Source organism: Nostoc sp. NMS9, from assembly GCF_017114995.1.
Taxonomy (GTDB): domain Bacteria; phylum Cyanobacteriota; class Cyanobacteriia; order Cyanobacteriales; family Nostocaceae; genus Nostoc.
Genome location: NZ_JABXKL010000080.1, coordinates 133,259 through 154,214, shown reverse-complemented (window position 1 = coordinate 154,214; position 20,956 = coordinate 133,259). Strand labels below are relative to the sequence as shown.

General features: G+C 41.3%; 21 protein-coding genes and 1 pseudogene. 8 read left to right on the top strand and 14 right to left on the bottom strand.

Features of this window, described 5'->3' with window-relative positions; translation table 11 throughout:
- A complete protein-coding gene (locus HWQ40_RS25030) occupies positions 1 to 450 on the top strand; it encodes a hypothetical protein (RefSeq protein WP_292783218.1) in 450 nt (149 codons plus the stop codon).
- 185 nt (positions 451 to 635) lie between these two features.
- Here HWQ40_RS25030 and HWQ40_RS25025 read toward each other — a convergent pair whose 3' ends face one another.
- The 4 genes from HWQ40_RS25025 to HWQ40_RS25010 form a co-directional block, all read right to left on the bottom strand.
- Positions 636 to 1,559 (bottom strand): tetratricopeptide repeat protein, encoded by a 924-nt coding sequence (locus HWQ40_RS25025; RefSeq protein ID WP_292783215.1) that lies wholly within the window; start codon positions 1,557 to 1,559, stop codon positions 636 to 638.
- Positions 1,560 to 2,035: 476 nt separating this feature from the next.
- Positions 2,036 to 2,371, bottom strand: a complete 336-nt coding sequence (gene petJ / locus HWQ40_RS25020; protein ID WP_292783544.1) for a cytochrome c6 PetJ — start codon at positions 2,369 to 2,371, stop codon at positions 2,036 to 2,038.
- Positions 2,372 to 2,733: 362 nt separating this feature from the next.
- The gene (locus HWQ40_RS25015; protein WP_292783542.1) at positions 2,734 to 3,228 is read right to left on the bottom strand and encodes a GNAT family N-acetyltransferase; all 495 of its coding nucleotides are present in this window, start codon (positions 3,226 to 3,228) and stop codon (positions 2,734 to 2,736) included.
- A gap of 163 nt (positions 3,229 to 3,391) precedes the next feature.
- Entirely contained in the window at positions 3,392 to 4,564 is a 1,173-nt protein-coding gene (locus HWQ40_RS25010; RefSeq protein ID WP_292783212.1) for an RpoD/SigA family RNA polymerase sigma factor, read from the bottom strand.
- A gap of 803 nt (positions 4,565 to 5,367) precedes the next feature.
- Here HWQ40_RS25010 and priA point away from each other — a divergent pair.
- The 3 genes from priA to HWQ40_RS24995 all read left to right on the top strand — a co-directional run bounded on the left by priA (position 5,368) and on the right by HWQ40_RS24995 (position 11,765).
- The gene (priA, locus tag HWQ40_RS25005) at positions 5,368 to 8,007 is read left to right on the top strand and encodes a primosomal protein N' (protein WP_292783209.1); all 2,640 of its coding nucleotides are present in this window, start codon (positions 5,368 to 5,370) and stop codon (positions 8,005 to 8,007) included.
- 623 nt (positions 8,008 to 8,630) lie between these two features.
- Positions 8,631 to 8,951, top strand: a complete 321-nt coding sequence (locus HWQ40_RS25000) for a hypothetical protein (RefSeq protein WP_292783207.1) — start codon at positions 8,631 to 8,633, stop codon at positions 8,949 to 8,951.
- A 615-nt stretch (positions 8,952 to 9,566) separates the two neighbouring features.
- A complete protein-coding gene (locus HWQ40_RS24995; RefSeq protein WP_292783205.1) occupies positions 9,567 to 11,765 on the top strand; it encodes an Ig-like domain-containing protein in 2,199 nt (732 codons plus the stop codon).
- A gap of 381 nt (positions 11,766 to 12,146) precedes the next feature.
- On the opposite strand, the pseudogene HWQ40_RS24990 reads toward HWQ40_RS24995, so the two are convergent.
- Positions 12,147 to 12,340 (bottom strand): annotated as a pseudogene (locus HWQ40_RS24990) (ATP-binding protein); the annotation flags it as partial.
- Between the two features lie 323 nt (positions 12,341 to 12,663).
- On the opposite strand from HWQ40_RS24990, the gene aspS reads away from it, so the two are divergent.
- A complete protein-coding gene (aspS, locus tag HWQ40_RS24985) occupies positions 12,664 to 14,451 on the top strand; it encodes an aspartate--tRNA ligase (protein ID WP_292783202.1) in 1,788 nt (595 codons plus the stop codon).
- A gap of 164 nt (positions 14,452 to 14,615) precedes the next feature.
- Here the strand turns inward: aspS and HWQ40_RS24980 are convergent, their stop codons facing one another.
- The 6 genes from HWQ40_RS24980 to HWQ40_RS24955 all read right to left on the bottom strand — a co-directional run bounded on the left by HWQ40_RS24980 (position 14,616) and on the right by HWQ40_RS24955 (position 17,616).
- Positions 14,616 to 14,966, bottom strand: coding sequence for a hypothetical protein (locus tag HWQ40_RS24980; protein ID WP_292783200.1), 351 nt, complete (start codon positions 14,964 to 14,966; stop codon positions 14,616 to 14,618).
- 1 nt (position 14,967) lies between these two features.
- Positions 14,968 to 15,420: a hypothetical protein gene (locus HWQ40_RS24975; protein ID WP_292783197.1), complete on the bottom strand. Its 453-nt coding sequence runs from the start codon at positions 15,418 to 15,420 to the stop codon at positions 14,968 to 14,970.
- Complete coding sequence (locus HWQ40_RS24970) at positions 15,417 to 15,668, bottom strand: hypothetical protein (protein WP_292783195.1); 252 nt, start codon at positions 15,666 to 15,668, stop codon at positions 15,417 to 15,419. Before HWQ40_RS24970 ends, HWQ40_RS24975 begins: the two co-directional genes overlap by 4 nt.
- On the bottom strand, positions 15,668 to 16,264 hold the full coding sequence (locus HWQ40_RS24965; RefSeq protein ID WP_292783194.1) for a hypothetical protein: 597 nt from the start codon (positions 16,262 to 16,264) through the stop codon (positions 15,668 to 15,670). The genes HWQ40_RS24970 and HWQ40_RS24965 overlap by 1 nt, the downstream gene beginning before the upstream one ends.
- Positions 16,265 to 16,381: 117 nt before the next feature.
- A complete protein-coding gene (locus HWQ40_RS24960; protein WP_292783192.1) occupies positions 16,382 to 17,347 on the bottom strand; it encodes a hypothetical protein in 966 nt (321 codons plus the stop codon).
- Positions 17,347 to 17,616 (bottom strand): hypothetical protein, encoded by a 270-nt coding sequence (locus tag HWQ40_RS24955; RefSeq protein WP_292783191.1) that lies wholly within the window; start codon positions 17,614 to 17,616, stop codon positions 17,347 to 17,349. The genes HWQ40_RS24960 and HWQ40_RS24955 overlap by 1 nt, the downstream gene beginning before the upstream one ends.
- 59 nt (positions 17,617 to 17,675) lie before the next feature.
- On the opposite strand from HWQ40_RS24955, the gene HWQ40_RS24950 reads away from it, so the two are divergent.
- From HWQ40_RS24950 to HWQ40_RS24940, 3 genes are all read left to right on the top strand, one after another.
- Complete coding sequence (locus HWQ40_RS24950) at positions 17,676 to 17,834, top strand: hypothetical protein (protein ID WP_292783190.1); 159 nt, start codon at positions 17,676 to 17,678, stop codon at positions 17,832 to 17,834.
- A gap of 334 nt (positions 17,835 to 18,168) precedes the next feature.
- Positions 18,169 to 18,603 (top strand): hypothetical protein, encoded by a 435-nt coding sequence (locus HWQ40_RS24945; RefSeq protein ID WP_292783188.1) that lies wholly within the window; start codon positions 18,169 to 18,171, stop codon positions 18,601 to 18,603.
- A gap of 108 nt (positions 18,604 to 18,711) precedes the next feature.
- Positions 18,712 to 18,999: a hypothetical protein gene (locus HWQ40_RS24940; protein WP_292783186.1), complete on the top strand. Its 288-nt coding sequence runs from the start codon at positions 18,712 to 18,714 to the stop codon at positions 18,997 to 18,999.
- A gap of 112 nt (positions 19,000 to 19,111) precedes the next feature.
- Here the strand turns inward: HWQ40_RS24940 and HWQ40_RS24935 are convergent, their stop codons facing one another.
- From HWQ40_RS24935 to HWQ40_RS24925, 3 genes are all read right to left on the bottom strand, one after another.
- Positions 19,112 to 19,744: a DUF4102 domain-containing protein gene (locus HWQ40_RS24935; RefSeq protein ID WP_292783185.1), complete on the bottom strand. Its 633-nt coding sequence runs from the start codon at positions 19,742 to 19,744 to the stop codon at positions 19,112 to 19,114.
- Between the two features lie 64 nt (positions 19,745 to 19,808).
- On the bottom strand, positions 19,809 to 20,576 hold the full coding sequence (locus HWQ40_RS24930; protein WP_292783183.1) for a hypothetical protein: 768 nt from the start codon (positions 20,574 to 20,576) through the stop codon (positions 19,809 to 19,811).
- 67 nt (positions 20,577 to 20,643) lie between these two features.
- Positions 20,644 to 20,868: a hypothetical protein gene (locus HWQ40_RS24925; RefSeq protein WP_292783181.1), complete on the bottom strand. Its 225-nt coding sequence runs from the start codon at positions 20,866 to 20,868 to the stop codon at positions 20,644 to 20,646.
- Between the last annotated feature and the right edge of the window lie 88 nt (positions 20,869 to 20,956).

Below are 20,956 nucleotides of genomic sequence, written 5' to 3'. Positions count from 1 at the left end.
ATGAGTCGAGAATTAAGCGCAAATGACTTACATGAGCAAGCTAAACGCTATCGAGAAATTGCTGATGCGATTCTAGATCAACGAGAAATCCTACAAGCAAAAATAAAGAATCTTAAAGAAGAGGGAGCTTCTAGAGAAAAAATTCAAGAGTTGGAAAAGAAGATTGAATTCCTGAATGAACAAAACCCAAAATTAAAGAATGCAGCTAAGAGTTTAGATGCACAAGGAGTTGTCAAAGTAATGACTAATTTAGAAAATGCTAAACAACGAATAGAAGCAATTACTGATAAAGTTTTAGAAGCTGTTAAAAAATTTGATGGCACAAAAGAAGCTCTTAACGTTCTCTCTCTTTTTATTAATTTGGCTACGGCTATTGCAACGGGAGGCACTGTGGCAGCTAAAATTGATTCATTTGTGAGTGAACTTGACAATTTAACTCGCGATCTTTGAAATCACACCAACTCACCGAATTCATATTTCATAGGGAGAATATCAAGTCAGCCAGTTTCGAGGTAGCGATGCCTGCGGCAACCCCTTTGGGGAACGCATTATCTCACCTCTTTTCCCCGAATTAAACTTAACACCGCCGAACAGATTTTTCAAGCTGGTGTATACCCTGCATAGCCCTAACAGTCTTACAAAAGAGCGATTTGCGTTGCAAAGGAAATTTGCTGTCGCAGATTCTTCAGTAAATCTAGAGTTTTTTCGTAAGCAACTCTCTTTCCTTGGTTTTCAAAGTACTCAGATGCTTTTTGTAAATCAGATATAGCTCCTAAATGATATCCTAAGCGATACTGAGCTACTCCCCGATTAACATAAGCCTGGGCATTACTGGGGTTAAGTCTGATAACTTGGGAAAAATCACGCACTGCACCAAAGTTATCTCCGTTTCGTCCGCAAGCACAACCCCGGTTAAAGTAAGCTCTATAATCGTTAGCATTGAGGCGAATTGCTAGATTAAAGTCGAGCATCGCAGCTTGGATATCTTGCAACACAAAATGTGCCAAACCTCGGTCATTATATATATCTGCAAGCAGTAAGCTGCTGAGTCGGGGAATTTGAGTTAGGGCTAAATTAAAGTCAAGAATTGCCTCTAAATCTTTCCCATCCCCAGCACGGGCTAGCCCTCGGTTGTAGTAAGCTCGAAAATCGTAGGGTTTAAGTGCAACGGCTCGATTATGATCGACAATGGCAGCTGAATAATCCCCTTGTCTGTAGTGTACTACTCCCCGGTTCAGATAAGCCTCAAAGTTATCCGGTGCAAAATTTATGGCTTGAGTACAATCTGTAACAGCTTGATGGTAATCTTGTAAGTGGAGATAAGCAAGACAGCGATCGCTATAAGCTAGAGCCAAATCTTTTTCAAGTGCGATCGCCTGGTTGAAATTCTCTATTGCTTCCTGATAATTACCGCGCTGCATCTTATCTACACCCAACTCTAAGAAATCACTCGCTGTAATTTGGGTAATTAAAATGGGTAAAGAATGTGCAGATAAAGTCAGAAAAGTCAGAGGGAAAGCAATAATTATACTGAAAAATAATCGCCAGAAATTACTCATAATACCAAATGAGGATAGGTAGTATTGTTTGATATGCTTGGAACAGTCTTTTTGTAAAAACTCTTACAGCAGAATTCAGGAGTCAGAATTCAGAATGGGCTACGCCCCGCTGTGCTAACAGAAGTAAAACAATTTTTGTACCTGATACCATTTCTTTGTGAGGCTGCGCCAAACCCTTTTAACTTTTTCTTTCTTTGTGTCCTTCTCTTACGAGACGCTGCGCGAATGCGTCCTTCTCCCAAGGGGAGACGCTAACGCGAATGCGGTTCGTTTTTCTTTCTCATCATTAAACATGGTTTAGCGCATCTTCATACAGAATTGGTATGACTTTGAGACTTAGATTGTGTACTTCATCAACTTGAAATCTGCTGTAATCCAAAATTGGTATATGCATCCTGTTTGATAATTTCGGCAGTAACAAAATTAGCGGGACAAAAAGCCCCGCTAATTGTTAATTTTTGAAGTTAGATTTTAGTCTACTTCCACGCCTTATCTGCTTGTGAAAGCACATAAGCCGCTACATCTTCAATTTGTTCAGGCTTCAAACGTTTGCCGAAGGCGGGCATAGCATTTTTACCTTTTGTAACCTGGGCAATAATCGCCTCTGCTGAGTACAAACCATACTTTTCTAAAGCCTCCTTCTTCAGGTTTTTGTCAGCTTGAACCAGATTCTTACCTCCTGCGTGACAAGAGGCACAATTGGCACTAAATACTTTAGCTCCACTAGCAACATCTGCTGCCAAAGCTGGATGGCTGAAGGCAAAGGTGAAGATTGCTATGCCTAACAGCATGACTGTAATCATTTTTTTCATTTCGTGTTCTCTCTGCAATAACGGCTTATTCTGTGCAATATCCTCCATAATTGTGAGTTGAGCCGCTGCCATAGTCAAACGACAAGCTGTCAAACTTTGCTTTATTAAATAAAGTTTTTGGATTTTGAATCTTGGTGATTTTAGATTTAGGTTTGTTAGCACAAAGCGATATGTAACAAAAAGGTGCTTCTCTACAAAATACCCTAACTTGCTTATTTGCAAAAATGTGCATTTATGCTGATGATTAAAATACAAATTTTTGTAATTTTGAATATTTTATAAAAAAATCATTAAAATTTAAGGATGAAATATTAAAGATGAAAATTGTCCTGCTTCATCCTTTATACTTCATCCTTTGTTTTTTATTTAACAGAACCTAATTGAGTAAGCACATCTTCTGTGACGCGACAAATTCGCCAATCATCTAATATAGATGCTCCCATACTACGGTAGAATGCTTGGGCTGACTCGTTCCAATCTAAGACACTCCACTCTAATCGCCCACAATCACGTTCTACAGCTATTTGAGCTACTTTAGTTAGGAGAGCCTTACCAATACCTTGTCTGCGATATTCTGGTAAAACAAATAAATCTTCCAGATAAATTCCTGGCTTAGTCAGAAATGTTGAATAATTATGAAAAAATAGCGCAAAACCAACAGCTTGATTCGCAGATTCTGCTAATATTACCTCTGCATACCTCCGCGAACCAAATAAATGCTCCTGAAGTGCTAGAGCATTGCCAGCGATCGCGTGAGATAATTTTTCATATTCTGCAAGTCCCTCAATTAATTTAAACAGCACGCTGCAATCGGCTGGTTCAGCAAAACGCACAATCAAATTGCTACCCGAAGTCATTAGTCCATAGTCCATAGTTTATAGTCCATAGTCTATAGGCAACTGGGCAATTTTTTTTGAGTATTGACTAAACAAGAGCCGAAAAAAGCTACAAAACGCCCAATTTTTGCGAATTGCAAAGCTAATTAAGTTCAAGATTGCATCTCTATCTGGAGCAATGTAGTTAAATCAACCAACCTTTTAAGCGTTTGGCTATGTGAGGACGACGCAATTTCCGCATGGCTTTGCTTTGAATTTGACGCACTCGCTCACGAGAAAGATTGAACATATTGCCAACCTCTTCTAAGGTACATGGTTCGCTGCTTGTCAAACCATAACGCAGAGAAATCACATCTTTCTCTCGTGGAGTTAACACATCACCCAAGACTTCCCAAATCTCCTGACGCATCATGTTTTCATTCATTTTTGCTTCTGGAGACAAGTTATCTTCATCTTCTAGCAAATCCATCAATTCCGTGTCTTCTTCTTTACCGACGCGGTGGTTGAGAGAAAGTGCTTGTCGCCGTAGCTGTTGTAGCTGGCGTAGTTGTTGCACACTAATCTCTAAATATTCTGCCATTTCACCTTCGGTAGGATTACGACAGAGTTTTTGTTTGAGTTCCCGTTGGGCTTTTTTTAGCTTGTTAAGTTTTTCAACAATATGAATCGGTAGTCGAATTGTTCGCGCATCGTTAGCTATCGCTCTGGTAATTGCTTGTCTAATCCACCAATAGGCGTAAGTAGAAAACTTATATCCTTTATCGGGATCAAACTTTTCTGTAGCGCGATTTAAACCCATTGCTCCTTCCTGAATTAAATCCAGAAAAGGCACTCCCCGATTTAAATATCGCTTGGCAATAGAAACTACCAATCTCAAGTTCGAGCGAATCATTTTGCGTTTCGCTACTCTCCCTTGATACAAGCGATTTTCTAGTTGCTTTTCCGTCATTCCTAGCTCGGAAGCCACTTCTAGTTTACTGGGTTCATGTGCCAGTTTTAACTCTAAAGCCGCTTGTATTTCTCTAAATTCCTCTAGAAACCTGACTCGCCGCGCTAACTCTACTTCTTCATCAGCTTTTAAAAGCGGATAACGCGCCATTTCCTTAAAAAACGCGCCGACAGCATCATCATGTTCGGTTTTGTTGTATCCCGAAGGACGAGCCGCCGCCATGTCATCTCCATCGCGTTCGTCTGATTCTAGATTTTCTACTACAATTGGAGATTCTTCTTCTGCCACTGCATTTAAACTATCAAGTGATGGTTCTTCGATATCAGCAGCATTCTCCAGTATTTCCATTTTTCCCAATTCAACAATATTCATATTTTCCTTTAGGGATTGTTGCTTTGTTTGGTACATAATTTATTTACACCTACTCGTTTGAGGCTTGGTAGTTTTCCCTAATGGACGATGCACCCGTAAAGAATAGCGAAATATAGGCTGATGCAATTTGTCTATAGAAATAAAAATCGGCATCTACCTAGTACCTATAGGTTACAGTTATATACAACCTATAACGAAACTGACCTTAGCACCCAGCAAAACTTTTCTCTTAGATTCCCAACAGATATATTCTTCATTTTTTTCTGAATTATCAAATATGTCAAACCCCCTCAAACATTCTCAACCTTAACAAATATAAAAATTCCAGCTAATCATCCAAATCTCTTAAACTTTCATATATTTTTCTAAATATTTCTAATGTCTTAAGCGCTGAAGGTCGTTGTATAAAAGGAATACCTACTACTGGGTTGGCGCATTCCCGATTTGATTTCAAGTTCCCTACATGATACAAATTACAAGAGTAGCAGCTTAATTTTGGAGGATCTTACTTTGTATAAAAGCATCTCATATACAGAAAGGGTTGAATATCTACCGATAGGCGGAAAAAGTCTACTCCATATTTAGTAGATAGAACAACTGTTGCAGCAATAGCCGACATGCTTTTATTTGTATAGTGGGCACCAAATATTTATTGCATATATAGTTAATACGAATTTGTCTAGTAGATTACATAAGAGGAAAATTATCAAGTATTATGAAGAATAACAGTATTGAGAAATACTATTTAAATTTAAGAAAGCGAAAAACTAAAGTTTAGTTAGCTAGGTTGATTTAGACCAGCTATGTGAAGAAAATATTTAATTATAAAATCAGCAAGTATGTATATTAATGACATAAATTTATCTCCTTTAGTGGTGAATGAACCGAATGAATCATATCAGTCAGGTGAAAGTGTTAATCGGTGGGTTGAAGTATTGGTAGACTGTCCAGGAAGTACAGGACTATTTACTTATCGATTACCAGCCCAGTTAGAAATAAAACCAGGTGATATTTTAAGCGTGCCATTTGGGGCGCAACAATTAGGAGCGATCGCTATTCGATTACTGGCACAACTAAATATCGATTTACCACCAGAAAAAATCCGGGAAGTAGAAGATATAGTCAGCGTTGGGTTTTTCCCAAGTGCTTATTGGGAATTACTCAACCGAGTTGCTGCATATTACTATACGCCGCTGATTCAAGTAATCCGGGTTGCTCTGCCACCAGGGTTACTGGGGCGATCGCAGCGTCGTATCCGCCTGGTTGGAGGCGGGGGGGCAGGGGGGCAGAGGGGCAGAGAGGCAGAGGGGCAGGGGGGCAGGGGGGCAGGGAGAAGTGGTTATTTACTGGGATATGCTGATCCTTTGGCTTTTTTGACTCCGACTGCGCGGCAAGTTTGGGAACTTTTGCAAGGGCAACCAGCGGGGGACTACAGTTTTGTTTACCTTCAACAAAAAGTCAAATCTGCTTATCGGGGAATTCGGGAGTTATTGCGATTTGGTTTAGTAGAAAGCTACTTGGAACCACCGCGACTGACTCGACCAAAGTTGCAAAAAGCAGTTACGCTCACAGGTATAATTGACCAAGAGTTAACTACTCGCCAACGAGAGATTTTAGAAGTGCTGCGGCGACATGGTGGGGAGTTATGGCAAAATGAATTACTGCAAATTTGCAATGCTAGTTCTTCTATCCTCAAGACGCTGGCACAAAAAGGTTACATTGTTGTTGAAGAACGGGAAGTATTGCGAACTGAACAAGGCCCAACTTTAGTAGGTGATGGCGCTAAAGCTTTAACTACTGCTCAAACTAGTGCTTTAGAGACAATCCAGACACTAGATGAATTTGCTCAAGTTTTATTGCATGGGGTGACAGGTTCAGGAAAAACCGAAGTATATTTGCAAGCGATCGCACCTCTCCTCAATCAAGGTAAATCTGCTCTTGTCTTAGTCCCAGAAATTGGACTTACACCCCAGCTAACCGATCGTTTTCGCGCCCGTTTTGGTAATAAAGTCAGCGTTTATCATAGCGCCCTCTCCGACGGTGAACGTTACGATACTTGGCGGCAAATGCTCACAGGAGAACCACAAGTTGTCATTGGTACTCGTAGCGCCGTTTTCGCCCCTTTACCTAACTTGGGTTTAATTATTTTAGATGAAGAACACGATAGCAGCTTTAAACAAGACTCCCCCATACCCACCTACCACGCCCGCACTGTTGCCCAGTGGCGAGCCGAATTAGAACATTGCCCCTTGGTGTTGGGTTCTGCTACGCCTTCGTTGGAAACTTGGGTAAGCGTCGGAACCTCACCCCCTAGCCCCCTCTCCGCAAGCAGAGAGGGGGGACAAGAAAGAAATTTTAATTCATCACTTTTAAATCACGAGGCAGGAGTCAGGAGTTATTATTTAAGTTTGCCTGAACGCATCAACTCCCGCCCTTTACCGCCGGTGGAAATAGTCGATATGCGGCAAGAGTTGCAACAGGGAAATCGTTCTATATTTAGTAGATCGCTGCAAGCAGCTTTAGAAGAGTTGCAAGAAAGAAAACAACAGGGAATTTTATTTATTCATCGCCGGGGACACAGTACTTTTGTATCTTGCCGCAGTTGTGGATATGTGTTGGAATGTCCGCACTGTGATGTGTCGCTGGCGTATCACCACACCGAAGAAAAAGCGCCGGAATTATTGCGGTGTCATTACTGTAACTATGCGCGATCGCACCCCAAATTTTGCCCTGATTGTAGTTCCCCTTACCTGAAATTTTTTGGTAGCGGTACTCAACGAGTCACGCAGGAACTAGCGCGACAGTTTCCAGAGTTGCGCTTGATTCGTTTTGATAGCGATACCACCCGCAACAAAGGCTCACACCGTACCCTACTCACCCAGTTTGCCAATGGCGAAGCAGATTTATTAGTTGGTACGCAAATGCTCACCAAAGGTTTGGATTTACCACAGGTGACACTTGTGGGCGTTGTCGCCGCTGATGGATTGCTAAATTTATCAGACTATCGCGCCAGTGAACGAGCATTTCAAACCTTGACTCAAGTCGCTGGACGTGCGGGTAGAGGTGAAGATCCAGGTAGAGTGATTGTGCAGACTTATACTACAGAGCATCAGGTAATTGCAGCAGTGCGATCGCACGATTATCAATCTTTCTCTCAAGCGGAATTAGAACAACGCCAAGCACTCAATTATCCTCCTTATGGGCGGTTAATTTTGTTGCGTTTAAGTAGTCTTGACCCCATTCAAGTCCAAAATACGGCGCAAGTTATTGCTACAGCTTTGAGTACAGAAGAAGAATTCGAGATATTAGGCCCAGCACCAGCGAGTATTTTACGAGTAGCTAATCGTTATCGCTGGCAGATATTAATTAAGTTTGCCCCCGATGCCTTACCACAGTTGCCAGATTGGGAAGAAGTGCGATCGCTTTGTCCTTCGTCTGTAAGTTTAACTATTGATGTAGACCCGATTAATATTATCTGATCGTTTAAAAAGCAAAAGAAAGAAAAAGAAAATGGTTTTAGAGCAACTAAATTTATTTATGGGGATTATCTTTTTACTTTTTACTTTTAAAAATAAAGCTAATTTGCTTGGTAATTGAGTCAAACTAGGCATAGTCCACTTTAGATAGATGAGTGAATTGCAATGTCTTTTTTCAAGCAAAAAGCTGATCTGATCGCTTAATTCATACAACTCAACCATAAATAAAACGTTTGGAAATACGCGATTTCAAACATCTGATTGTTATGCTGTTTATTATAAAACCAATTAGAGCCAGCCGTAAATCTTGTTGGGAATGTGTTACACAATAATCAAATCAATCCAGGTTTTAAGTGAATACTTTATTAAGCAATTTCATGCTGCGGTCAAGGTATCTAAAACCAGATTGCAGCCAACAGCTTCTTTTCACAACAACAATCAAGCACTTCATGAACAGTAAGCATAGTTGTCCTAGCTGTTCAACTGTTTTACTCCGCCACATAAGCTTGGAAGGTCTTTATTGGCGTTGTAGCTGCTGCCGTCAGGAGATGCCAGTTTTATAAACAAGACTGAAAGAAGCAGAAGTAGATCCTAAGAATTTTTCTTTTCAATTAGGTTACTAAAAAATGTCGCACACGTTAATTAATTTAACATTGCCAATCGTCATTCAAGAAATTGAGAATGTCTTAGATGAGTATCCCGAAGATCCTTATCAATTAGCCTTTTCAATTCATGAATTGAGGCAAAAGCTAATTGCTCACATTTTAAGTCATGTCCCTAACCGCTATGTAGTTGAAGAGGTACAAGAATCATCTAGCCACTCTAAAGTTAACTACTCTTCCCCTTTAAAGGAGCGGCTACATCTAGAAACGGTCGTTCACGGAAGTATTCTGCATATCCTGCGCGAAAACGCTGATTGGCTGAGTCACCATATTGCACATATTTGAAGTCAAGAAGCAGGTGATTAAAAAGTAATTTCATGATTTGCTGCCAAAATTACTTGCATCAGATTGACAGCACAGACAAAAATGAACTCTGCCAGCAGCAATTAAAGAAGAATTCAGAATTCAGAATCACTCTCGTGGGGGACTTAAACCCGTTTATTCAGACGCTCTCTAGGAGACGCTACGAGCAGCGTGTCGCAGATAAGCCTTCTCTTGGGACAAGAGAAGGCTTATCTGCGCTATCCATCAGTCTCACAGAATTCAATTCTGTAGCTTGCTTCCCTGAAGGGGTATTCTGGCTCCTGACTGCTGAATTCTGTATTCTGAGTTCTACTGTAATTTTGAAGATTTATTGCTTTTTACGTAATTATACCGTGCCAAGTTGAGGAATTAGAAAGTTCCTTTATAATTCTCTTAAAAAGAAGTTCAGTATTTATGTATAAAAAGTATTTACTAAATACTTTTTATACATTCTGGAGAAATGGGTTCCCTAAGACTTGCGGTCATTACGTTCGTTTATAGGCAATGAAGGATTGCCAGGAATAATCATTGCAGATACTTGGCCAATGTTAATGGACTAATCACGTATCAACTACGAACACAACGGCAAGGCATACTATGATTTACAAGATCAAACCCAAAATACTGGTATTAGCAATTGTTCAAGGGATTGCTTTTCAACCAAATAACGCTCCTGTACCATCTGGGTATATTAAAGATATCGGTCAAGCCTACAATGATACTAGAGGCTTTGGTTGGGTGCGTGAAGATAGCTTAGGCAATACTACACACACTCCCCTTGATATCCAACTCAATACACGCGATCGCAACCAAAGTGGCATCGATCGGCGACTAAATAGACTGATTCATCTCCAATATCCTCTTAGCAGTGCGGGAACAGCAGTCACGATACCTGCTGCTTGGGAATATGCCCTATCTAATGGTTCCTACAATGTGACTGTTAGTGTCGGTGATGCTAGTAATACTGCCAATAGTAAGCACCAGATTAATATAGAAGGGACGGCTGCTATTTCTGGATTTGTACCGATGGCAACCAAAAAGTTTGCCGCAATTACCCGGATTGTTAATGTTGCCGATGGCAAGCTCACAATTGATGCTAAAGGTGGTAAGAATACCAAGCTCAACTATATTGCGATCGCACCAGGTAATCGTCCCTCAATCAGAACGACCAATCCCAATGATGGTCAGACAAATCTGTCGCCAGATATCTCCATTACAGCAGACCTAAATCTCCCCAATAGTGGGATTGCGGTTAATACTATTTCTGCCTCAACTATCAAGCTGATCGATAGCAGTACTAACACACAAGTCAATGCTACTTACAATACTTCTGGTGGCGGAGATGTGATTGTAGTGTCTCCGATAACTCGTCTCAAGAACAATACCAAATATTTGTTACAAATTACCGACGGGGTTAAAGATAGCAATGGTGCTGCATTCTTACCCTATAGCATCAGTTTCACAACAGGCACTTTTGTAGACACAGGAAGCAATATTACTTTCGAGCAAATCTCACTAGCAAATGTACCTATCAAACCTTACACCACAGTATTGATTGGGCCTGACAATAAACTCTATGCTGCCACCTTACTAGGTGAGATTTTGCGTTTCCCGATCAATGCTGATGGCACTCTGGGTACGCCACAAACGATTTCCTCATTGCAGACTGCAAATGGTGGTAATCGAACGATCATTGGTATGCACTTTGATCCCTCATCAACAAATGCTAGCAACCTAATTCTTTGGGTAACAAATAACTACTACTGGAATGGTACTGTTGATGCACCAGAGTGGACTGGTAAAATTACTCGTTTAAGCGGTACCAATCTAGAGACAGTAAAAGACTATGTGGTTGATTTACCACGATCGAGTCGGGATCATCTAACCAATAGCATTGAGTTTAAGCCCAATGAGCCAAACGTGTTGTATGTGTTGCAGGGTAGTAATAGTAGTACAGGCGCACCAAACACTGCTTGGAGTAATCGTCCTGAGCGGTTGTTAACTGCTGCTGTATTACGAGTTGACCTGTCCAAAATCACCTCACCTCCTTTAAGCGTGAAGACGGAGGATGGAGGTACTTATAACCCCTTTAATCCGGGAGCACCTGTAACTATCTTTGCTAGCGGTATACGTAATGGCTACGATCTGGTTTGGCATACCAATGGTCAGTTGTATGTGCCAACGAATGGTTCGGCAGCTGGTGGCAATACGCCAAATACACCGATCCCTCTACCTCTTGCCTGCCAAAACCGTATTGATAAGGCTACTAATGCGGCTTATACTACTCCATCTGTGCCTGGACTTAGCAGTCTAGGCACACAGCGAGACTTTCTGTTTCGCATTGTTAAAAATGGTTATTATGGTCATCCCAATCCGAAGCGTTGTGAGTGGGTGTTGAGTGGCGGAAATCCCACAGCTAGTACAGACCTAGTTCAGATAAATGAATATCCCATTGGTACTCTACCTGACCGGAATTGGAAGGGTATTGCCTTCGATTTCGGAGAGCATTTTTCACCTAATGGCATCATTGAATATCGTAGTAATGTTTTAGGTGGTCAGCTGCAAGGCAAACTGCTGGTGACACGCTTCAGTTCAGGGAAAGACATCATTGTGCTAACACCAGGTGGCGCAAACTTGGATATTGTAAATTCCCAAACGGGTATTAGTGGTTTCACTGGTTTTAATCCAAGTCCATTGGATTTGGTTGAGAATCCCACCAATGGAAATCTCTACGTGGCACAGCTCAGTCAAGAGACGGGCATGGGCAAAATTACACTTCTGCGTCCACTTCATTAGCGCTCTTCCATCACTCTTGGAGAAAGCAATCACTGCAAGGCTTACGAAACTTCACTTTCCAGGTTTTGGCTACATTTTTGAATTTATATGAGAAAATAAAGCCTCAAACCTTGATTTAGTAATAGTTTCAGTTTTCTGCTTCGATTATTAGACTTCTTGGATAAATTAAAAGCCCTCACCCTAAATCCCTCTCCCAAAGGAGAGGGACTTTGAAATGGACTTTAAAATTGGCTCCCCTTCTCCCACACTTGGGAGAAGGGGTTGGGGGATGAGGGCTAGTTTTACATTCGTGCAAGAGGTTTAGTTAAGAAAATTGTAGGTTGGGTTGAGTTTTAGGCTTAACTGAACTGTATTGCCTTAATATCAACACTGGGCGATCGCTCAATTATCTAACTTCATCGGTAAGGTGAGGGTGAACGCTGTTTGACCAGAAGATGTTAAGTCAAGAGTAAGGTCGCCACGATGTGCCCTAGCAATTTCCCGCGCTAGCTCAATCCTAGTCCGATTCCTTCTACCTTGCGGTTACGTGAGGGATCGCCGCGATAAAATCGGTCAAAAATGCGATTGCGATCGCTAGAAAAAGAGACATCACCAACAACATCACTGTCCCCTGAAACAAAGATAAAGATATAGATATCTGCACCACGGTACATCCAAGTCAGATATAAAGAGTTTTTGCCTCCTACCTCACTTCTCCTGCCGGAGACGCTGCGCGAACGACTACGCTCAGTGACCACCTGCCTTTTGCCTTCTGCCTCCAAAACAAAACTGCTGTTATAGTGTGAGATTATTTGATTTTTTCTTTCACCAGAACTACTACAATTACTATTGATGCTAGATAATGGGAAGGCTTTGACATTTTCTTGCCAATCTAGCCCGGAAACAATAACTAAGACTTATGCGAACTCACTATTGCGGCGAACTCCGAAAAGAACATATTGGAGAAACTGTTACCTTTTACGGATGGGTAGACCGTCGCCGCGATCATGGTGGTGTGATATTTTTAGATTTACGCGATCGCTCTGGAATTGTCCAAATCGTCAGCGATCCGCAACGCACCCCAGATTCTTACGAATATGCGAACGCCCTGCGAAATGAATATGTTGTCGAAATCACTGGTAGGGTAACACAACGTCCCGAAGAATCGTTGAATACCCGCATCCCCACAGGCGAGGTGGAAATTTACGCCGATAAAATTGAGCTACTCAATGCTGTTCGCAAACAGTTACCTTTCCAAGTTTCTGTAGCTGACACCGAAACAGTGCGGGAAGACTTACGGCTGAAATATCGTTATTTGGATTTGCGACGCGAACGTATGGCGCAAAATTTGCAACTGCGTCATCAAATTGTCAAAGCCATGCGTCGTTATCTAGAAGATTTGGAAGGTTTTATCGAAGTCGAAACCCCAATTCTTACCCGTTCTACCCCAGAAGGGGCGCGGGATTATGTTCTACCTAGTCGCGTCAATCCTGGTGAATGGTATGCTTTGCCGCAATCACCCCAGCTATTTAAACAATTGCTGATGGTATCCGGCTTAGACAGATATTATCAGATTGCCCGTTGCTTTCGTGATGAAGATTTACGCGCCGATAGACAACCAGAATTCACCCAGTTAGACATGGAAATGAGCTTCATGTCTCAAGAAGAAATTATCGAACTAAATGAGAATTTAGTTTGCCATATCTACAAAACAGTTAAAGGCATTGAATTACAGCGCCCTTTCCCCCGTCTCACTTATGCTGAGGGGATGGAACGCTACGGTAGTGATAAACCGGATACACGCTATGGTTTGGAATTAGTTGATGTCTCAGATATCGTCAAAGACTCTAGTTTCAAAGTCTTTCGGGACACTGTTACCAATGGTGGTATCGTCAAAATCCTCCCCATTCCCAACGGTAACGATGTAATTTCTAATGTCCGTATTAAACCAGGTGGCGACTTATTTAAAGAAGCCAGCGAAGCCGGTGCTAAAGGTTTAGCTTTTATCCGCGTCAGGGATGATGGCGAAATTGACACCATTGGCGCGATAAAAGACAACTTAAGCGAAGAACAAAAACAAGAAATTTTGCGCCGTACAGATGCCAAAGCTGGACATTTGCTGTTGTTTGGGGCTGGTGATGCTGCTACAGTTAATAAAACATTAGATAGATTACGACAAGCGATCGCTAGAGAATTTGGCTTAATCGATCCAGAAAAAATCAACTTGGTGTGGATTACAGACTTTCCGATGTTTGAGTGGAATGCTGACGAAAAACGTCTAGAAGCACTACACCACCCATTTACAGCACCGCATCCTGATGATTTGAGCGACTTAAAGACAGCACGCGCCCAAGCTTACGACTTGGTACTTAATGGCGTGGAGGTTGGCGGCGGAAGTCTGCGGATTTACCAGCGAGAAATTCAACAGCAAGTGTTTGAAGCGATCGGTTTATCTCCTGAAGAAGCACAAAATAAATTTGGTTTTCTCTTAGAAGCATTTGAATATGGTACACCGCCGCATGGTGGCATCGCCTACGGTTTAGATCGTTTGGTAATGTTGCTAGCTGGAGAAGAATCTATTCGGGATGTCATTGCTTTTCCAAAGACACAACAAGCACGTTGTTTGTTAACAGATGCGCCTTCGAGTGTAGATGCTAAACAGTTGAAAGAATTACACGTTGCTTCGACTTATAAACCAAAGTCTTAGAAGATGTTTGAAAAGTTATGAACAGTAAAATTTTATGCCAATCGTCTCACTATAATCCGAATCGTGGCAAGGTAAATAAACGTTTTGGCAGTTTCAAGAAGTAGCTCGTAGTCTTTGTTTAATTGCCGACACCAAACAAGCCAACGCAAGGTGCGCTCTATCACTCAGTGTTTTGGAAGCAAAACAAACCCTTTGCGCTCTTTGGGTTGGAGTACTATTTGTATAATCCAATGGCAAAGTTTATAAAGCTCCTTGCCGCAGACTATCGGATACTGCAAGCGATCGCAGAAAATCAAGCTTAAGTCAATAAACATGTCGGCATGTTCTTTTAAATCTTTTTCAATTTGAGCAATTGAAGAAGAAATCCGGCTGATACTGCTGACAACTTTGATGCACACTCCAGCTAAAACAGAAGCGCTCACCAATATTCCGAGAAAAATACCTGTACTTTCTAAAGTTACTGTTATTCCGGGACTAGAAGAGGTAACAGCTATGGTCGAATGTGCAGTAGTCATTTCATATACCTAGCGATATTTTTATCGCTTGAACATCATCTTCTAACGTTGTTGTATCTGCTCCCTCATATTGGTAGACAGCAATATTGGCACTGATAAACCATTTAGGAACTTGAATAGATAGAGAATAATTAATATTCAAATCATCAAAAACGACTAAATTAAACTTACCTAAAAACAAACTTTCCGGCTCACCCACGAAGCTTGCACCCAAACCAGTTGTTAAGCTGCGGCGTAAATATCCTGCATATTTCCAAACTTTTCCTACAGGAACAGTAGTGTTGACAGATACAGCAATGATGGGTTTATCAAACACTACAGGAATATTTATTTCAGTTATCCTTTGATAAATTGGCTTTCCTGCTGAATCATTTAAGTAACTTACAGCCGGGAAAGAATCACTGTATTGCAAATGCCAATTACTTTCTATCCCTAGCTGCAAGATTCTGGTCATCTCATTAGCAATTGGATATGGTCTTCGACTTCACCAACAAAGCCAAGCGGGTCAATGCCATAGTGGTCTAACAATTCAAAGTAAGTGTAATCGTCCATTGCACCAGATAACCAACTACTGGCTGCACCATTGATTACGAGCATCCCTTGAACGGTAGAATCATCAGCTTGCCCGTCAACAGACACAGTTAATAAATCGCTAATGTCTGAGGGAACCCACAACAAATTGTTATCAGAGGCGATAGACATTACGCACCTTCTGGAACAAAGCGATAACGACTAGCTAGTGCATTGGCGCTACCAGTAAATAACGCATTAAATGCGGATTCTGCTTTAATGGCTGCAACTACACTATCAAAGGTATCAGCCGCTAGTTTTTTACCAAAGTTAGCGGTAACAGAATCATTTTCGTGTCTGTAATATTTCCTGCCTGTAATTCGAGACGCTTCTTTTTCGGTCGCTGTGGTTACTCGTTGAATAACAGTCAGTTTGGCAAACTTGAACTTCTTAACATTTTCTAGAACGTCAGGAGTCGTTAGCGCTGCAACCTCGGTACTACTAAAAGTATAGTCATCAACTAATCCCTTTATAGTTGTAGCGAGCGCTGACCCTCTGCCGTTTTGAGTAGCACTAATTAACTTAGCGGGAAGATAAACAAGTCCCGAACCATTTTGGCTAAATGGAATAATATAACCACCAACTCGTTCAGTTTTTACCCGATTAGCAGGGGTTGTAATCGCTGCATAAGCAGTTTGCCGAGCGTTTGTATCTTTCTCTAGCCATGTAATGTAGTTTGCATGATCTTTTGCTAAACTAACTCCTCGACTAATGTCTCTATAAGCCATTTTATTTTTGATTAAAGTATGGTTGTGACTCAACGATAGCAACAGTTTTCGCGTGGTTTAATTTTCGGAGATATATTATATTTCCTTTGATTTTCGCGTGGTTTATTTTCGGTTATTTTAAATCTTGATCAAGGGATTATATCTTCCCGATATGTCTATCAAAAATACTGGTTGTGGTTCGCCGGGAATAAGTGCGTAAGCATACCGAAATCGGATATTTACTACTCTGCGATAAGCTTTTTTCTTACGGGTTTTACCCATAATTACTTGGGTTTCTGTAACCGTTCCCGTAGTACTAGGTTTTTTCGGGTTGCCAACATTTATTTTTAGCTCATCAAATGGTACGTCAATTACGTTGCAAATCTTTTGATAAAGATTTATACCGTCTGTTTCATTGTTAGATAAAATTTTTGAACCATTGGGAAATCCATGTTTTGTGTCTTTATAGCTAATACAAAGGTTCCCTTTGGCGTGAATAATTCCTTGCTTGTTCTGAACAAACTGCGTTTTAATTTCGTTAGCTATTTCTAGTAATTTTTCGCGTAAATTAACAGAAGTATTTTCTAGAGTCATCAATCTAACGCTGTATTCTGCATCAGCTTTATAGTCTTGTGTAGCTGGCACAGATTGAGAATCCTGCGAAAAATAAAAGACTACTTTGGGATGCCCTTCAACAGGCGGCTCCATATTTTCTCTAGAGCCATAGTATAAAGCTAAATTTTTCCTGCTATACCCCAATAAATCAAACAATAAATGATGCCGCAAATTCATCATTAGCTGATTATCAGAATCTAGCATTGTACAAGCAACTCTTAAGCTACTTCTAGCAGTCGCTATATTTGGTTTCCAATCGGGTGCATGATCTGAAAAATATTGCCTGACAAGTGCATTGTGTTGAGGAATGTATACTTCTTGCAAATGCTCAAAAGGTTGAAAATTATCTGGTAATTTATCATCAGGTGGAGCGTTCGGACTAATTGCCGGCGTAAAAGGTGTTTTTGTTGCTCCGGTTGTAATATCTGATGTTGGCGGTAGCTGTCTACCTTGGTCATCTCTAGGTGGAATAAGAATTGGGTCTGTCATTAATCGCTCCCATCAAAGATATCTTCTAATGTTGCTTGGATGATATTTTTACTATCTGCCTTAGCTTGTTCTTGTGCTATTACTGTTTTCGTTGGGTCTGGTACTGTTACCCCAGGTTCCCATTTGAGGGGATTACCTAATTTATCGGTTATTGGATTCCCGTTTGCATCTTTTGGATCTTCTTGATTGAGTTCTTTTTTAATAGTCCCAACACTATTGTTTATTTCAACTGCCGCTGCCGACATTCCTATGGGTATTGCTACCATCATTGCAATAGTATTAGCTTTATCTGTGGCAGTGACGAGCGCCGCGGCGCGATCGCTACTCTATGAATACCAAACTCCTGTTCCTGCAAATTGAGATATTCTTCGAGCGCTTGCAGAAGGGGAAGTACGACCATCCTGTATATTTGGCAATGGCACTGGAGAATCTTGCAAGTCTTGCATGGGATGGAGTTGACCGACTCTACCCAAATTTGGACAAATAAGCCTGGGGGCGAATAAACTCAAACCAAGCTATTCACAGATCGCAAATGCAACAAGTGTGATCGCGGTTCATCAATCAGGCGCGATCGCTTTTCATTGGGTATTGGGCATTGGGGAACAGGGAATAGGGATTGCCCCGTTGATGCATTTTTGCTGCCTATACGCTTAGTATACTTATAGTTAATTAAATATACTTAGTCAGGTTGTTCCACCATGAGCGATCTCATTCGAGCTATTGAGACAACTATATGGTTTGGCAGAATTCCAGTAGATGCTTATAAGCTCCAAAACTACACTTTTGAGAAGTGATTTAGTGCAACAGGAGTGGGACTTGCTTTGGGTTACTCAAAGCAATGGTTTGGCACGTTCACAAAACGAGGGTCAAAACGTTTAGAACTATTGCAGCAAGATGGTTTCACAGGTTCACAAGTGGAGGTGACTGTACCTCGTGAAGGCACTAAAAGTGGAGCATCTATAGCTAAAACTATTAGTGTTAGGGATTTCAACAAGCTGCTTGCTTATGAGGCACTTAAACAGAAAAATGTCAAAGCTATTATCTTATTAATTGCTTTATCTGAAGCAGGTTTAGAGCGAGTAGTTAATGATGCTTTTAATGGAGTGTCCCTGGATTGGTTTGGGGAAAAAATTGTCCATTACAGCAAATGGACGTTTGAGGAACTTGAACAGGTTTTGCAATACAACAGAGAAGAAGTTCAGATTTTGTATCCTTGGAGTGGACGGGAGCTATCTAAGCGTAGACATCCAGGTTAGGTATGGATATCTACAACGCCGGGATGTGGATTTTTAGTGATAACTCCTAATTCGTAACTCCCCATTTCCTGTAATATTGCCTTGTAACACGCAATAGATGCGATAAACATGAGCAAAGGTGGACGGAAATCTACAACTTGGCAGCCTGGATGGAACGGTGGTAAGACAACATTAATACGTGTGCCGATTGTGCTGAAGAATGACATTTTGGCTTACGCTAGAGCTGTTGACTCTAACCTGATATTCAATGAGTCTCAAAAAATCCCCATGCTGATAGGGGATTTCCTTGTGATAATTGACCGCTACATCGCTTGGAGAACCAAGAATTACCGCTCTACCCAGCTTTTTGCAAAACCGGACATTACCGCTCGTACCTGGGATGAGTTGGGAAGCTAAGAGAGCTGCTGCGGCAATCTCCAGAACGGTTGTTGGACTAAAGCTTTTGCGGCATTTTTGACAGTAATGTCTTTGTACCACTGTATTGTCAGATAATTTATAGCTACCGTTTTTAAAAATTAGCGTTCTTCCGTTGCACCTTGGGCGTGGTGGGCGATTCATTCTTCCAGCCTCGGATTAGTTTCTCAATCTCAAATGGTAATTTACCATCTGCGATCGCAATTTCCACATCTGCCTTTTTGCGCTTTACCTGGGCACTGTTCACACTACCCAGGTAAAGCCGATTTTTCTTGCGGCCTACCATCCAGCAGTAGCGGTAGTACCAATATTTATTACCAGACCGCTTGACCCAGTACTTCTCTACCCAGTGGGTATCGTGTTGGGGCGCAGTTTTTTGGGTAACGTGTGATACCTGCGCCCCAACACGTGATTCTCCGGTTGTGCCTAAATTTACTTGCGCCCCAACACGTAATTCCCACTCAGCCCAGGCAAGCGAATAATCATCCAGGTTTAAATAGTCGTCTGGGTCTGGTGGCTCATCGCTGTCATCAAAGAAAATTGTCAGTTGTCCGTTGTCGCTTACTTGATGCGGTACTTCTCCAAAGTCAGCAGGACTCCACCTCTGTTCTGGCTCGTGGTGTTGGGGCGCAGTTTCCCCTTTTTCATCCCAAGCCGGATCGTAAAGGGGAGTGGGGGGAGAGGAAAGCGTAAAAGCTTCTAAATCAAAAAGTGTCGGTTGGTTCATAATCAGACTGGTTATATGGTCGCTGTCTCCAGTGATGGAGGCAGTTTTTTTTATGGAGTATTTGCTAGTAATCCCTTGGCAGATTGGTTGGTAACAAAGATTTTAAGAACATACTGAATTGGTCAACCCGGAAATACTGGTCTTCCCAATAGCAGTTCTGTAAACATCTGATTAACCAACCTTGAGGATTGGGAATCATTGGCTTACCTGATGAATATTTTTCATGATCTCCGCGTTTAACAAAGTGTTTTTTTAATGCTTCTGTGACATCTGCAATATCAAATTCAAACAACTGGTTAGTTGTAGGTTTATTCGGGTCAAAGTAGATTTGATACTCGCCACAAGTCTTAAGTATTTCGTGTCGGATTTCTAACTCTTGAAACTCTTCTGTTGATATATGAGTAGAAGAATTGCTGCTGCTGCCTACCACGGATTCGGCAGATTGGGTATTTGAGGGGTCTTTTTTGTAACTAAAGTTATGGTTATATAACTTTTTTTCTCGCACCTTCTTAGGTGGATTTAACCATGTAATAGGTCTAACAAGTAACTTGGTTATCTTCCAAGAATATTGTTTAATTACTTGTAAAACACGGCATGATACTAGTATGTCAAATATCTTTTTCAGGTAATTGTGAGCATAAGGTTTACCTCTGTTCTTCGCTACCCAAGCATTAAATTCTGATAAATCTGGCTCAATCTCACTGGCTATTTCGCCAAGTCTTATTAGCCACTGCCAGAGAGTTTTTGCGGCGGGTGGAATATGGTGTTGGTAACAGTATGCGTCGTGTGCTTCCGTCCACGAAAGATTGTTTTTAAATGTATTTTCTGGCATAATACTATTAGTTATTTTTCAAGGAGCCACCTAGACCGCTAAATCTTTTGGTGGCTTTTTGGTTTTTTTAAGACTGCTTTTTGTTCAACCAGTGCTCATCCGGGAAACCGGAATCTGCTTCAAAATCAGCATTTTCACAGCTGGTAACACCGAAAAAAGCAAGCCCTTTTTGTTGAGTCAGGGCTGTACCCACATCCCCGGCTCGACTTTTGTCTATGTGCCAGCACATGGCAACAAGCGCGTTGTTGTCAGTACTTAGGGCAAGAGCAATGTAAATTGTTTGTTTCTTCATTGGTCAACAATTGGGTTAAAGACTGTCTAGAATTGCGTCGATACGATTTTCAAAATCAGTTATCGCATCCTCAATTGTGGGTAGGGGA